At 50.2% G+C, this 14,132-nt stretch carries 14 protein-coding genes; 9 read left to right on the top strand and 5 right to left on the bottom strand.

What is annotated here, in order from left to right:
• Positions 1-3 precede the first annotated feature (3 nt).
• Genes purH through IE094_RS13560 form a run of 3 tightly spaced genes read right to left on the bottom strand, consistent with a single transcriptional unit; the run spans position 4 to position 4,633 of the window.
• A complete protein-coding gene (gene purH, locus IE094_RS13570; RefSeq protein WP_189641258.1) occupies positions 4-1,596 on the bottom strand; it encodes a bifunctional phosphoribosylaminoimidazolecarboxamide formyltransferase/IMP cyclohydrolase in 1,593 nt (530 codons plus the stop codon).
• A gap of 55 nt (positions 1,597-1,651) precedes the next feature.
• A complete protein-coding gene (locus tag IE094_RS13565; RefSeq protein ID WP_189641257.1) occupies positions 1,652-3,286 on the bottom strand; it encodes a heparinase II/III family protein in 1,635 nt (544 codons plus the stop codon).
• A gap of 54 nt (positions 3,287-3,340) precedes the next feature.
• Positions 3,341-4,633: an RsmB/NOP family class I SAM-dependent RNA methyltransferase gene (locus tag IE094_RS13560; protein ID WP_189641256.1), complete on the bottom strand. Its 1,293-nt coding sequence runs from the start codon at positions 4,631-4,633 to the stop codon at positions 3,341-3,343.
• An 89-nt stretch (positions 4,634-4,722) separates the two neighbouring features.
• Between IE094_RS13560 and IE094_RS13555 the strand changes: the two genes are divergently transcribed.
• Together IE094_RS13555 and IE094_RS13550 are read left to right on the top strand one after the other, a co-directional pair.
• Positions 4,723-4,899, top strand: a complete 177-nt coding sequence (locus tag IE094_RS13555) for a DUF1674 domain-containing protein (RefSeq protein WP_189641255.1) — start codon at positions 4,723-4,725, stop codon at positions 4,897-4,899.
• Positions 4,900-5,015: 116 nt separating this feature from the next.
• Positions 5,016-5,816: a hypothetical protein gene (locus IE094_RS13550; RefSeq protein ID WP_189641254.1), complete on the top strand. Its 801-nt coding sequence runs from the start codon at positions 5,016-5,018 to the stop codon at positions 5,814-5,816.
• Here the strand turns inward: IE094_RS13550 and dapB are convergent.
• Positions 5,813-6,622 carry a 4-hydroxy-tetrahydrodipicolinate reductase gene (gene dapB / locus IE094_RS13545; RefSeq protein WP_189641253.1) on the bottom strand — a complete coding sequence of 270 codons (810 nt, stop codon included), beginning with the start codon at positions 6,620-6,622 and terminating at the stop codon, positions 5,813-5,815. The two genes, IE094_RS13550 and dapB, sit on opposite strands and share 4 nt — an antisense overlap.
• A 114-nt stretch (positions 6,623-6,736) precedes the next feature.
• On the opposite strand from dapB, the gene rbfA reads away from it, so the two are divergent.
• Genes rbfA through IE094_RS13525 form a run of 4 tightly spaced genes read left to right on the top strand, consistent with a single transcriptional unit; the run spans position 6,737 to position 9,304 of the window.
• Entirely contained in the window at positions 6,737-7,141 is a 405-nt protein-coding gene (gene rbfA, locus IE094_RS13540) for a 30S ribosome-binding factor RbfA (RefSeq protein ID WP_189641252.1), read from the top strand.
• 6 nt (positions 7,142-7,147) lie between these two features.
• The gene (locus IE094_RS13535; protein WP_189641251.1) at positions 7,148-7,906 is read left to right on the top strand and encodes a sulfotransferase family 2 domain-containing protein; all 759 of its coding nucleotides are present in this window, start codon (positions 7,148-7,150) and stop codon (positions 7,904-7,906) included.
• Complete coding sequence (truB, locus tag IE094_RS13530; RefSeq protein WP_189641250.1) at positions 7,893-8,801, top strand: tRNA pseudouridine(55) synthase TruB; 909 nt, start codon at positions 7,893-7,895, stop codon at positions 8,799-8,801. Before IE094_RS13535 ends, truB begins: the two co-directional genes overlap by 14 nt.
• Positions 8,798-9,304, top strand: coding sequence for a DUF1643 domain-containing protein (locus tag IE094_RS13525; protein WP_189641249.1), 507 nt, complete (start codon positions 8,798-8,800; stop codon positions 9,302-9,304). Before truB ends, IE094_RS13525 begins: the two co-directional genes overlap by 4 nt.
• Here the strand turns inward: IE094_RS13525 and IE094_RS13520 are convergent.
• Positions 9,301-10,218: an alpha/beta hydrolase gene (locus IE094_RS13520; protein WP_189641248.1), complete on the bottom strand. Its 918-nt coding sequence runs from the start codon at positions 10,216-10,218 to the stop codon at positions 9,301-9,303. The genes IE094_RS13525 and IE094_RS13520 overlap by 4 nt on opposite strands.
• Before the next feature lie 79 nt (positions 10,219-10,297).
• On the opposite strand from IE094_RS13520, the gene IE094_RS13515 reads away from it, so the two are divergent.
• From IE094_RS13515 to pnp, 3 genes are all read left to right on the top strand, one after another.
• Positions 10,298-11,176 carry a DMT family transporter gene (locus IE094_RS13515; RefSeq protein WP_189641247.1) on the top strand — a complete coding sequence of 293 codons (879 nt, stop codon included), beginning with the start codon at positions 10,298-10,300 and terminating at the stop codon, positions 11,174-11,176.
• A 126-nt stretch (positions 11,177-11,302) separates the two neighbouring features.
• The gene (gene rpsO / locus IE094_RS13510; protein ID WP_189641246.1) at positions 11,303-11,572 is read left to right on the top strand and encodes a 30S ribosomal protein S15; all 270 of its coding nucleotides are present in this window, start codon (positions 11,303-11,305) and stop codon (positions 11,570-11,572) included.
• 397 nt (positions 11,573-11,969) lie between these two features.
• On the top strand, positions 11,970-14,102 hold the full coding sequence (pnp, locus tag IE094_RS13505; RefSeq protein WP_189641245.1) for a polyribonucleotide nucleotidyltransferase: 2,133 nt from the start codon (positions 11,970-11,972) through the stop codon (positions 14,100-14,102).
• Positions 14,103-14,132 lie beyond the last annotated feature (30 nt).

Below are 14,132 nucleotides of genomic sequence, written 5' to 3'. Positions count from 1 at the left end.
GGATCAGTGGCGGAAATGGCGCATGCCAGTGAACACCATTGCAAGCCCTGCATCATCCGCGGCCTTGATCACTTCGTCATCGCGCATGGAACCACCAGGTTGAATGATCGCAGTTGCACCAGCGGCCGCCGCCGCAAGCAACCCATCCGAAAACGGGAAAAACGCATCAGATGCCACAACCGACCCTTGCGTTAATGGCGCATCCATACCCATTGCTTCTGCCATATCTTCGGATTTGCGTGCGGCGATACGTGTGGAATCAACACGGCTCATTTGCCCAGCGCCGACACCAACCGTTGCACCGTCTTTCACATATATAATCGCGTTTGATTTCACGTGTTTTGCAACCTTCCATGCGAATAGCATGTCTTGCATTTCTTGATCACTTGGTGCGCGTTTGGTCACAACCTTGAGATCTTCCAAATCTATAGCGCCGTTATCACGATCCTGAATCAGATATCCACCCGATACCTGACGCCAAGTTTGCCCGCCTGATTTCACATCTGGCAAACCACCGGTTGTTAACAATCGCAGGTTTTTCTTGGCTGCAAAAATTGCCTTGGCCTCATCCGTCACATCGGGGGCGATCACCACTTCGGTGAAAATCTCAACGATCTTGGTTGCGGTTTCGGCGTCTAGCGTTGTGTTCAATGCAACGATCCCACCAAACGCAGATGTTCGATCACAGTTATATGCGTTTTCATACGCCTCGACCAATGTGGCACCGCGTGATACACCACATGGGTTTGCGTGTTTGATAATCGCAACCGCTGGGCCATCTGCTGGATCAAATTCGCCAACCAATTCAAATGCCGCATCCGTATCATTGATATTATTGTATGAAAGCTCTTTACCTTGATGTTGCTTGGCGGTTGAAACGCCCGCGCGGGTTGATCCATCGGAATAAAAGCTTGCGGTTTGATGTGGGTTTTCACCGTAACGCATTTCTTGCACGAACGTGCCCGCGATTGCGCGGCGACGTGGTGCGTTATTGCCAATCGCATCGGCCATCCATGTGGAAACGGCCGCATCATATGCAGCTGTGCGCGCATATGCGATTTGTGCAAGTTCTTGGCGGAACGCCAGTGATGTAGCACCATCGTTTGCATCAAGTTGTTCCAACAAACGCGCATAATCTTCAACATCAACAACCGTGGTGACAAAACCATGGTTTTTGGATGCCGCACGGATCATCGCAGGGCCACCGATATCAATGTTTTCGATGCAATCCTCGTAATCGCCACCCTTTGCCACAGTTTCCTCGAACGGGTACAAGTTCACAACCAACAGATCGATCGCACCAATTCCATGTTCATCCATTGCGGCAACGTGGTCTTTGTTATCGCGAAGTGCGAGCAATCCACCATGTACCATTGGGTGCAGTGTTTTCACGCGCCCATCCATCATTTCGGGAAAACTAGTTATTTCGGAAACGTCTTTGACAGGCAGGCCAGCTTCACGAATTACGGCGGCGGTACCACCTGTGGACAATAACTCCACGCCCTTGTCATTCAACGCTTTGGCCAAATCAATCAGCCCCGTTTTATCAGATACAGACAGCAGCGCGCGGCGCATTTTCACAAGGTCGTTTGACATTTCCATTCCTTTGTCATGATGCCCGACCAATGCAGATTGGCCAAGCAAACCCGCATTATCCGCGGGTCAGGCTCCAACTTATGCTGCCCTCATAATCGGTTGCTTGCGAAGTTACCACAATCTGTTTGGTCGCACGCATTTTTAATCGGCCATCTTCGACATATGCGCTGTCTTGAATTTCGATTTTTGAATTCTTGCTTTGGAAAACCCAGACCGTTCCGTCGGGCAAATGCAATGAAACCGCGCGTCCGTTCATGCCAATTTGTGCATCCACATCGGGATGGATATGAAAATGAGCGTTTATCGGCATGGAATATTTGCCGTGAAACGTCATCCAATTGTCGAACCGATTGGTGGCATCCGCGCCTTCGGCGACCAAACGATCGCGCCCACGGATGATGCGCCCATTTCGCGCCACATCAATCGTGCGAAAATGTTCCAGTCCATGTGTGTGTACATATCCGCTGTGTTTACAGACTAGCATTTGATATTCTTCGTTTTCGCTATGCGTAACAACAGGGCGGGGAATTTCGCCATTCTTACCCATCTCTGCATTTTTTTCAGGCGCTTTGCCAAGAATTGAAACGGTATTATGCGCACCCACCTCTGCGCTGGCCGAATGCCATTCTTCGCCATAATAATGCCCGGGTCCGACATTTACGAATATCGGATATTTTCCGGCCGATACTTCAAACGCAAGTGGGCTGTTATGCGCCAATGCACCCGTGGGCTGATCCCCTGTATCCACCAAAACAGTGACACCCGACTGTGAAAGCCGTGCGTAACCCATACCCCCCAGCGGATAGGCATCAAGACGAATGCTCGCATCCGCCAGCGTTTGATCTAGCAACCCTTCGCGTCCACGTCCACCACCGTGGAAATACACCAATCCCCCATCGCCCAACCGCAACGCGCGCAGCGTTGGCACGATACGTTCCATTGCCAACAGATGTTCGCGGTGTGGAACGTGCCCCGCATCACTTAACGATTGAGCCGCCCACGTTAACAGGGTGAAAATTTGCAACAATTCCTCTGGATTGCGCGACTGAATGCTGCCATCGCTTTGAATGCTTTTCTGGCATTCCGCACCCAACGAGCGCAACGCGGGTTCCAAAAGGTTCGTCTTTGTTTCAAGCGCGAGCCCACAATAAACCAAGCCAACCAATGCCTCGAACCGTGGTAATCCAACGGGTGCTGCTTTCCATCGCCGCGACAGAAAACTGGCCTGATGACCCAAGGATTTGAAATACTGTACGGAACGTTCAGCAGGTTCGCCTTGCAACAGCAACAACGCATGATTGACCCAACGGATCACACGCCGCCCTGTGATGTGTGGCGACCAGCCAGCGCCAGCGCCAGATCCGCAATGTTCAATCCAATGCCAGAGCCAATCTTTTGATATTGCTTTGCTGTCCTTGGTGCCAAGTGCCACCAAATCATCCAGCCACGCAAACCCGTGGATGTCCTTCGCGAATGCAGATGTTTTTGGTTCGGCATCCCAAATGGAACCATCTGGCACGACAACCAGTTCACCTGCGAATAAAAAATTTCCAGAAATCAATTGCATCCCGCGATTGGGTAAACCAATTGATTTTGGCTGTGGATATGAAACGAACGCTTTGGCAGGGCGCGCGAAACGGGTTAATTGCGCCGCAATAGCATTGCCAATATCAGTTCCGATAAACCCCATGATGCGCTGCCTGTTGTTATCCGCCAGTTTACTTGGCGCGTTATTTTGACAAGTTTACGCGTTCATCTGAAATTTTGCTACGAAAAATCCATCCATGCCGCCCTCTGCCGCCCAAAAATCGGGGCGAAGCCGTAAATCACCGTTTGCTGTGGCGGCATCACTTGGCAATCCCAAATCCGCCGACGCCAATGATTGATGGGTTAATCCATTGTCTCCCGCAACCAACCAATCGGATTGATCTTCGCCTTCTTCGGCAAATAATGAACAGGTACTGAACACGATTTCACCGCTTGGTTTTAACCATGTCAGCGCCTTGGACACCATTGCCTGTTGCAATTCAACCAGCGCAAATAAGTTCAACTGATCTATCAACAGCGGCAAATCTGGATGGCGGCGCACTGTGCCCGTCGCCGAGCAGGGTGCGTCGATCAATATTGCATCAAACTGCATATCTGGTTCCCATTCCATCGCATCTGCAACAACCAAATTGGAAATCAACCCCGTGCGTTTCAAATTTTCACGCACACGTTTCATGCGATAGTTCGATATATCAAGGGATGTCACATCCGCGCCCATCGCGGCCAATTGCATGGTTTTACCACCGGGCGCGGCGCATAAATCCAACACCCGCTTGCCCGACAAATCACCAAAGCATCGCGCTGGGATTGTTGCGGCGGCATCTTGTATCCACCAATCGCCCGCATCAAATCCATCGAGTGCGGATATCTGTGCATTGTGATACATCCGCAGCCCACCCGTGGGCAGGATTTCAGCATCCAACCGATCAGCGAATTCATCCAACCGCGATGCATCCTTGAGCGAAATATCAACAGGTGCGCCCTGTTCATGTGCAGCTTCGATTGCATCGGTGATTTCGCGACCATAAATGCCTATCATATGCTGACGGAATTCTTTTGGTAGATGCTGTGGCGCTTGTCCGTCAAAATGCTGTGCACCATCGGCCACCAATTTTCGCGCAACCGCATTGGTTAGCCCAGAAAAATGGCTGGTGCGGCGATTACTTTTGACCAAGGTGACAGCCGCATCAACCGCTCCATGTGGCGCAATGCCATCAATCAACAATTCGGCGGCACAAAGACGCAGGATATTATGAACTGCGGGCGGCGGGCGTTTGGTTAAAAACCGTGCCAAAACGGCGTCAAGCCGTCCAAGGTATCGCAAAGTTGTTGTTGCCAATGATTGCGCGCGTGCGCGTTCTGCTGGTGCTAACCCAACCAGTGGACCATCACGACGATCCAACACCTCGGACAACAAACGTTGCTCATTCAGCACCGCGTTCAATAACTTTGCAGCTGCTTTGCGTGCCTCTAAACCTTGTTTTGCCATCGAATATTCCTTTCAACGCACCCTGTAGCGTAACAGTTGCGACAACAACAGGGCTTTTGCATGAATGCAAGACAGGTTATATCGCACGCATGACCGATAAAGACGAAAAAATCAAAGCGGCGGCCAAACGCGCCCTAACCGAAGCAGCAGAGCGCAAAGCGGCGGAAACCGCAAAACCGCGTGCCACCGAGCTGGGCGGGCGTGAAGGCCCCGAGCCAACCCGATTTGGCGATTGGGAAAGAAAAGGCATCACCTCCGATTTTTGAGTGGATGCGTTCAAATTTAAAACAAATCCGCGCAATCATTCTGTGCAAAGTGGCGGAATTTTACCAACCGTAAACACTGTTAAATTAACAAGTCAGTCAACTGTACGGGGCTGACATTGATACATATTATTTTAAGGGTGATGATTGTTGGCGTGTTTTCATGCACCGCTGTCGCCACACAAGCACAGAACGAAACAAACCGGTTTTGGTTGATGTGGGAACAAAGCCGCATTGATTTGGCGGCCTGTCTGCATGATGGGCTGTGTAACCCCCAACGATCATTCATTACCCGCCTTGTCGAAGAACCCGATTTCGCGCGCGCGCAAAGCGTGTTTTACGAATTGGATCGCGTATCACTGGCGCGACGGCAACCACCAATTCATCCCGATACCCCAATCGTTTGTCCCGCAAATTTCAACCAAATCGAACAACCCACAACACCACAATTACAGGTGTACACTGACTCGCCCGATTACGAAAAGATGGAAATCAGCGATAAGCTCGCACCATTAAAAAACCTACCAGGGGTTTATTTCAAATTGGACGGAGTGCGCGGCCCAACGGATGATGGCGGTAAATTTGGCCAACAATTACAAGGTTACGTCACCGATGCGATGACCAAGGCTGGCATTCCAATATTAACCAAAGAAGAATTGGAAAACACACCGGGGAAACCCCAATTCAGCGCATCATTTTCTGGCACACAATCCAACGGATGCACATGGCGTGTGTCTGCAATGTTGAAACAAACCGTTCTTTTGTCTCGCGACTTGTCGGTGAAATTGGCCAGTACAACTTGGGCTTCTTTTGGCGGGTTTGATGCCGCACAGCCTGAACAGGATGAATTTGATGCGCTTACCATGTTGATTGACAAATTCATCACCGATTACAAAAAGGTGAATGAAATAGCGGATTAAAGTCCAAGCACATCCATCATATCATATTCACCTGGGCCTTTGTCCTGCCCCCATAACGCGGCCTTGACCGCGCCGCGTGCGAATATATTGCGATCTGTTGCCAAATGGCGCAGCACAATCCGTTCGCCATCTGCTGCAAAAATCACATCATGTTCGCCCACAACATCGCCGCCACGTATCGCATGAAATCCAATATCACCACGTTTGCGCTCACCCGTAATGCCATCACGACCCCGATCGGAAACATCATCCAACGTAACGCCGCGCCCCGCCGCCGCGGCCTCGCCCAGCATCAATGCCGTACCTGATGGCGCATCGACCTTGTGTTTGTGATGTGATTCCACAATTTCGATATCGAAATCTGCATCCAGTGCTTGTGCGACTTTTTGGGTTAACTTGGTCAACAGGTTCACACCCAATGACATATTGCCCGCACGAATGATCGGCGCATGACGCGCAGCGGCGGATAGCTTTTTCAAATCATCCGGCGCAAACCCCGTCGTGCCAATCACATGCACGGCGCGTGCCTGTGCTGCCAGTTCAGCATGGGCAATTGTGGCCGCTGGTGCGGTGAAATCAATGATTGCTTGGGATTTTGCAAACACTTCCAAAGGATCATCCGACACGATCACCCCAATCGGCGCCCCGCCCATGCATTGCCCCAAATCCTGTCCAATCCAATCATGCCCAGCGCGTTCTGTGACCCCCGCCAATGTGGCATTATCATTGTCCAAAACAGCCTTGATCAACATCTGACCCATGCGCCCTGATGCACCCACAATTGCAATCGCTGTTTTATTTGACATGATTAAATCTCCAATTCTGCTGCAAATCCTTTACAATGGGTTTGCGCGAATGGCAAAGCCTGCCTTGCGATAGATCGCCAAAGCGCATAAATGGGCGCGAAAAGGATACACACCATGGCAAAACGCAACGATTTTTCACCAGAAGGCCCAAGCCAACGCCAATTACGCGTCGGCGAATTGATCCGCCGTGCGGTTGCAGAAACGCTGCAACGTGGGGACATCCATGACCCAGAATTGGCCCATGTATCCATCACGGTTGGCGAGGTCCGTCCAACGCCCGATCTCAAAACTGCGATTGTGTTTGTGTTGCCCCTTGGTGGTATCAATGCAGAGGCGGTGATTGCTGCGCTTAACCGCAACACCTATGAAATTCGCCGTGCGATGAACAAGGCCGTGACGTTGAAATTTTCCCCAAAGCTAAAGTTCGTTTTAGATACGACTTTTGACAATTTGGACGAAACGCGCCGCCTGTTGTCCCAAGACAAGGTTGTCAAAGACATCGCAACAGACGACGAATAATCCGATATGCTGACCCGTCAGATTCGATCGCTTGCACGTTTTCATGATGCCTCGCCGCCACCAAATTATGGTAAGAAGCTGACCACAACCTATCGCTATCCGATCCTTTATCGCCAAATCACCAAATGCGGCTGTACATATATGAACCATGTATTGCGCAATTTGGATGGGCGCGATGACGATCAAAACATTCTTGCGACAGCATCAAGCAATGATGAAATTATGGCCGCCACGCATAAATTCATTATTATTCGCAATCCGATTGATCGTTTCACATCGCTCTATTTCGATAAAATAATGGGCAGTGACAGCAAAGTTCAGCGCAGCATCTTGCGCCGTAACTTGATCGATTTGAACGCGGACGATAACATCGACACCCACCAAGAAAACTGTGTCCGCGTGTTACAATATATCCAGAAAACCTTTGATCCCAAAACCAAACACAAACCAAATTGGCATTGGAAACCACAATTGTTGCGGTTGAAACAGGTCACTCCGTTTAATTTCAACGTGATCACGCTGGAAGGAATGATTTGGCAATTGCCACCGTTAATGCACGATATCGCGCCTGATTTTGCACAAGCGATGTACGATGTACCACGACGCAATATTTCGAACAAAACCGTCGATCCAAATAAATTGATTGTCCCAGAAATCGAAGACATGTTGATCGATATTTACCCCATGGATTTCCAAGTGTTCGACGAAGTGTCGGCATATTGGGATAAACGCAAACAAGAATTGGTAAAAAATGGCACGGCGTAAAAAAGGTGATCGCGTGGATGGCTGGTTGGTGGTTGATAAACCAAGCGGCATTACATCAAGCGCGATGGTGAACAAGGTAAAATGGGCAATGAATGCACAAAAAGCTGGCCATGCCGGCACGCTTGATCCCGATGCAACGGGTGTACTGGCCATAGCCTTGGGCGAGGCGACAAAAACCGTGCCCTACATCACCGATGCGACCAAGGCCTACACATTCATCGTGCGCCTAGGTCAGGCGACCAACACCGATGACGAAGAAGGCGAAGTGATCGCACAATCAAACCTACGCCCCAGCGATGATGACATCCGTGCGGCACTGGCTCAATTCACTGGCGACATCATGCAAATCCCACCCAAATTTTCAGCTGTGAAAATTGATGGACAGCGTGCATATAAATTGGCGCGTGATGGTGATGATTTTGAAATTCAGCCCCGCCCCCTATTCGTCGAAGAATTACGAATTGTATCACGCGATGATGCGGATCACGTCACGCTTGAAATGGTCTGTGGCAAGGGTGGATATGTGCGATCCATCGCCCGTGATCTGGGCGCGGCACTTGGCTGTTATGGTCACGTGAAATCGCTGCGCCGCATTTGGTCTGGCCCGTTTGAATTGTCCGATTGCATCACGCTTGAAACCATCGAAAATCTAGCCAAAGATCCTGCTCTTCGCGATCATTTATTGCCGATGGAAACGGGACTGCATGATCTGGAACAGCTTTCATGCACACCAGAGGCGGCGGCAAAGCTGCGCAATGGCAACCCTGCATTGGTGATCGCATCCAATTTGGATTACGGCGACGAGGCATGGGTGGCCTGTAACGGCGAACCCATTGCCGTGGGCGTTTACAAGGCGGGTGAATTGCACCCCAACCGCGTCTTCGTTCCCGCATGATCACCCGAAGCCACACCAAGGGCGATGCCCCATCGATTGCGATCTATTCCGATTGCGAACAATATCGTTACGCGTTGACGAGGGTGTGGGATGAAGCGGGCAAACGCGCATTGTTCGTAATGCTCAACCCATCCACCGCGACAGAGGTGCAAAATGATCCCACCGTGGAACGCTGTGAACGGCGTGCACGCGCCCTTGGGTTTGGGGCGTTTCGGGTCACAAATATTTTCGCATATCGTGCCACCGACCCACGCGATATGCGTGCGCAATCCGATCCAGTTGGGGTCCATAACGACGCCACCATTTTGGATGGTGCCGCATGGGCGGATACGGTGATTTGTGCCTGGGGTACGCACGGTGAACACTTGGGACGCGGCGAGATCGTGGAACGGTTGTTACGCGCACAATCGCGCCCGCTTACCCATTTGGGGCTGTCCAAGGCAGGGCATCCAAAACACCCTCTTTACATCGGTTACGCCAAAGAATTGGAAAGCTGGGATTAACCCCCGCTTAAGATAAAATGAGAAATTTCATCCATTACCAAGGGCGACAACGGCAAGGATGACGGCGGGAACGTTAAATCCGTTTCCTGAAACACATGATTGACGCCGTCAAAAATACGCAATGTCGCATGGGGTAATGAGCGTGCGAGGTTGCGTGCATCTTTGGGTTTAATCCGCACATCCGTGTCACCTTGAATGATCAGAATTGGTATCGTCAGGCTTTCCACCACCGCAATCGGATCATATGTCATCCAATCAATGAAATAGGCTTGGTTCACGGGTGAAAATAAATCGCGTAGCGTAATGGGAATATCGTCTTGATCCGCCAATTCTCCGCGTTTCATCGCATCGATCGCCCCCTCGATTTTGCGCAAAATCCGTTTGCTACGGGTGTAGCGGGTCAATTGATCGTGCAGCACCAGATCAATTTCGCGCCCTGCGGACGCCGCCAAAATCACGCCACAGACATTTGCATCGGATTGGCGCATCGCAACAGATGCGACCAATCCCCCCTCTGAATGGCCTAGCACCCAAACACAGCGATTACGCGCAATGCGATCAATCCAGACGCGCACGTCATTTGCATATCCTGCAATGCGCAAATCATCGTCGTTGCGAATCGCACCTGCGGAGCCATAACTGCCGCGCTTATCAATGCGCAGCGTTGAAATACCCCGCGACGCCATTTCATTCGCCATTTTGTGATACACACCCAGCCCAAGTGCGGGGGGTTTTTGTCCATCACGATTTATCGGACCTGATCCGGGAATAATTAACAAAACAGGTGCGTCGTCACTTGCCTGATAAAATGTGCCTGCAAGCTGGCCAAATTCCCCCGCCGTATGAATTTCAAATTCATCCGCGCCAACGCTTGTCGCCCAAACGATCAAAAACATTGCCAGCAATTGTTTCATGAACCTATCCAAGCACTAATAATCAAGCCACGCAAATAATGGCTTTACTCCTTGCGGATAATCGCCGAAGTCTGGCGCCATGAATGATCAAACCAAAGGCTTGTTAATTACCGTATTTGGCGTGCTTTGTATCGTGCCAGATGCGCTGTTTGTGCGCCTGATTGATGCCAGTACAATGACCGTCACCATGTGGCGCAATGTGCTGTGCGGTGGGGTGATGTTGATTGCGATGTTGATATTACATCGCGGTCAAACACTCAAAGCCATTCGCGCCGCGGGCAAGGCTGGTTTAATCTATGCCGTATGTGCCGCTGGTGCGTCGATTTTATTCGTCCTGTCGGTGCGCCTGACCACCGTTGCCAACACTGTATTCATCATCTCTTCCCTGCCCGTGTTCGCCGCTTTTTATAGCTGGCTGTTAATGGGTGAACGCATCAGCAAACGCATGGCATGGACCATCGGGTTGGTTATGATCGGACTTATCATCATCGGCTATGGCTCGCTTGGCCAAGAAGGCAGCAATATTTGGGGTGATCTGGCGGCATTGGGCGTGGCGGCGATATTTTCGCTTGGCCTGACCGTGGCACGACAGAAAAAATCGGTATCGATGGTGCCGATGGCGGCGGTGGCATATCTGGCGTGTGGTATTTTGTTAATCCCGTTTAGCCAACCGTTCAACGTCCCCAATGATGATTGGATTTTTGTAATTTTACATGGCGGTGTTTTCATTGCGATCAGCACGGCAATGCTGGCCATCGGCCCACGATACATTCCATCCGCCGAGGTGGCGGTCATCATATTACTGGAATCCGTTCTTGCACCATTATTGGTCTGGTTCGTGATCGGAGAAGAACCCCATACATCTGCATTGATCGGTGGCGGATTGGTGATTGGCGTGTTGTTCATATCAAACTTGATTGTGCTGACGCGCAAACGCCCACAGACCGTACAAAAATGATTCCGCTTTCAATTTAGCGCAATCCACACTATATGCCGCAAATCCGATTCATTTTGGATACTCCAAGGGCCTTTCTGGACGACATCCCGGATTGCGCCATAACGCTAACCTTTTAAGGAGACCCCGATGTCGATAACACCAGAGCGTAAAGCTGAATTGATAAAAGAATATGCAACAAAACCGGGCGACACTGGTTCACCCGAAGTTCAAGTTGCGATCCTGACATCACGTATTTCAACACTGACAGAGCACTTTAAAACCAACAAGAAAGACAACCACTCACGTCGTGGTCTTTTGAAAATGGTTGCGCTGCGTCGTAAACTGTTGGACTACACACGTGGCAAAGACGAAGCGCGTTACCAAGACTTGATTAAACGCCTTGGCATCCGCCGCTAAACGTTACGATACATTCGTATCAAACGATCAACGCCCGTCTCTTTTGAGCGGGCGTTTTTTATGGGTTATATGAAACCGCCCAGAGCGCGGTAGCGCTAGATGTTCCAATCTGTTTTCTCATCCAACCATGTGCCGATATTCAAATTCGGTACTATTCCCATTTTCTGCTTTTTAATATCATTGGGCATTCCGTATTCGCCTTTTTCCTTCAAAATATACCATCAAAATTCACACCCCTTCCCATAGAGGTGTTTTCCCTGTATACGCCCGCCTATCTGAGACGTGATGCTTTGACCTCGGCACATGAAATAGGATTGAGGTCGGTGGCAATGGGGCCACCATTTAGATCGGGAGACCTTGGAAGGCCAAGGAGTGCTCCCTCGTTAGGAAACGATACATGTTTAACGAAGTTAAAAAATCAATCCAGTGGGGCGAAGAAACCCTAACACTGGAAACAGGCAAGATTGCCCGCCAAGCTGACAGCACCGTTATCGCCACATTGGGCGAAACATCTGTTTTGGCTGCGGTGGTTTTCGCCAAGAAAGAAAAGCCGGGAATGGATTTCTTCCCGCTGACTGTGAATTACCAAGAAAAATATTACGCTGCGGGTAAAATCCCAGGTGGCTTTTTCAAACGCGAAGCGCGTCCAACAGAAAAAGAAACACTTACCGCACGTTTGATCGACCGCCCAATTCGTCCATTGTTCGTACCCGGTTTCAAACATGAAACACAGGTGACATTGACCGTATTGTCACACGATCTGGTCAATGACCCAGACATGGTTGCAATGATCGCGGCATCTGCGGCGCTGACATTGTCAGGCGCACCGTTCCGTGGCCCAATCGGCGCATGTCGCGTTGGTTTTGAAGATGGCGATTACATCTTGAACCCAACTGTTGATGATATGCACGATATCCGCAACAAACCAGAACAACGTCTGGATCTTGTTGTTGCCGGCACCAAAGACGCTGTGATGATGGTTGAATCAGAAGCATACGAATTGTCAGAATCTGAAATGCTGGGCGCGATTAACTTTGCTCACGCACAAATTCAGCCTGTGATCGATATGATTATCGACATGGCCGAAGACGCTGCTAAAGAACCATTTGATTTCCAAGCGCCAGATTATTCCGATCTGTACGCTGTTGTGAAAAAAGCTGGTGAAAAGGCTGTTCGTGCTGCATTCGCAAACACAGACAAACAAGAACGCACCGCTGCAATTTCTGCGGCACGCGAAACCATCAAAGAAGCGCTTACAGAAGAACAGCTCGAAGATGCGAACCTTGGTTCTTGCATGAAAAAGCTCGAAGCAGAGGTTGTTCGCGGTGACATCGTGAAAACGGGCAAGCGTATCGATGGCCGTGATCTGTCAACTGTGCGCCAAATCGTTTCTGAAACTGGCGTTTTGCCACGGACACACGGTTCTGCATTGTTCACACGCGGTGAAACGCAAGGCTTGGTTGTGACTACATTGGGCACAGGCGATGATGAACAAATGATCGACGCGCTGAACGGTACATACCGCTCACCATTCTTGTTGCACTATAACTTCCCTCCATATTCCGTTGGTGAATGTGGTCGTATGATGGGCCCAGGTCGTCGTGAAATCGGTCACGGTAAATTGGCATGGCGCGCATTGCAGGCGGTTTTGCCACCAGCAACCGAATTCCCATACACAATCCGCGTGGTATCAGAGATCACTGAATCAAACGGCTCGTCATCAATGGCGTCTGTTTGTGGTGGCTCTTTGTCCATGATGGATGCGGGTGTTCCATTGCGCGCACCTGTTGCGGGTGTTGCCATGGGCTTGATCTTGGAAGAAAACGGCGAATATGCTGTTTTGACAGATATCTTGGGCGACGAAGACCACCTTGGCGATATGGATTTCAAAGTTGCGGGTACTGAAAACGGTATCACATCTTTGCAAATGGATATTAAGGTCGCGGGTATCACACCTGAAATCATGGAAAAAGCGATGGCACAGGCCAAAGATGGCCGTTTGCACATCCTTGGTGAAATGTCGAATGCACTGACAGAGGCGGGTTCCTTCTCTGAACATGCACCGCGCATTGAAACCATCCAGATCAACCCAGAAAAAATCCGCGAAGTGATTGGTTCTGGCGGCAAGGTTATCCGTGAAATCTGTGAAGTATCAGGCGCCAAAGTCGACATTAACGACGACGGCGTGATCAAGATTGCATCTTCAAACGGCGAGCAAATCGAAAAAGCCCGCGAAATGATCATGTCAATCGCCGCAGAACCAGAGGTGGGCACAGTCTACACTGGCACCGTGGTCAAGGTGATGGATTTCGGCGCATTCGTAAACTTCTTTGGTAAACGTGACGGTCTGGTGCACGTATCCCAAATGGCGAACGAGCGTGTAAACCACCCCAACGATTTGGTGAAAGAAGGCCAAAAAGTAAAAGTGAAATTGATGGGCTTTGATGACCGCGGCAAAGTGCGCTTGTCTATGAAAGTTGTCGATCAAGAAACAGGCGAAGAAATCGCCGCGGAGAAAAAAGAAGACTAAGGTTTTCGAAAACTCTGAAAATTAGGAAGG

The organism is Paramylibacter ulvae, from assembly GCF_014652655.1.
GTDB lineage: Bacteria > Pseudomonadota > Alphaproteobacteria > Rhodobacterales > Rhodobacteraceae > Amylibacter > Amylibacter ulvae.
This window is presented reverse-complemented; position numbering and strand designations above follow the sequence as displayed.

Coding starts and splice junctions, on each gene's coding strand:
- IE094_RS13560 (WP_189641256.1), bottom strand. CDS start 4,633: ATGGCAAAACAAGGTTTAGAGGCACGCAAAGCAGCTGCAAAGTTATTG.
- rbfA (WP_189641252.1), top strand. CDS start 6,737: ATGGCAAAACGCAACGATTTTTCACCAGAAGGCCCAAGCCAACGCCAA.
- purH (WP_189641258.1), bottom strand. CDS start 1,596: ATGTCAAACGACCTTGTGAAAATGCGCCGCGCGCTGCTGTCTGTATCT.
- IE094_RS13520 (WP_189641248.1), bottom strand. CDS start 10,218: ATGAAACAATTGCTGGCAATGTTTTTGATCGTTTGGGCGACAAGCGTT.
- pnp (WP_189641245.1), top strand. CDS start 11,970: ATGTTTAACGAAGTTAAAAAATCAATCCAGTGGGGCGAAGAAACCCTA.
- dapB (WP_189641253.1), bottom strand. CDS start 6,622: ATGTCAAATAAAACAGCGATTGCAATTGTGGGTGCATCAGGGCGCATG.
- IE094_RS13555 (WP_189641255.1), top strand. CDS start 4,723: ATGACCGATAAAGACGAAAAAATCAAAGCGGCGGCCAAACGCGCCCTA.
- IE094_RS13515 (WP_189641247.1), top strand. CDS start 10,298: ATGAATGATCAAACCAAAGGCTTGTTAATTACCGTATTTGGCGTGCTT.
- IE094_RS13535 (WP_189641251.1), top strand. CDS start 7,148: ATGCTGACCCGTCAGATTCGATCGCTTGCACGTTTTCATGATGCCTCG.
- IE094_RS13565 (WP_189641257.1), bottom strand. CDS start 3,286: ATGGGGTTTATCGGAACTGATATTGGCAATGCTATTGCGGCGCAATTA.
- rpsO (WP_189641246.1), top strand. CDS start 11,303: ATGTCGATAACACCAGAGCGTAAAGCTGAATTGATAAAAGAATATGCA.
- truB (WP_189641250.1), top strand. CDS start 7,893: ATGGCACGGCGTAAAAAAGGTGATCGCGTGGATGGCTGGTTGGTGGTT.
- IE094_RS13525 (WP_189641249.1), top strand. CDS start 8,798: ATGATCACCCGAAGCCACACCAAGGGCGATGCCCCATCGATTGCGATC.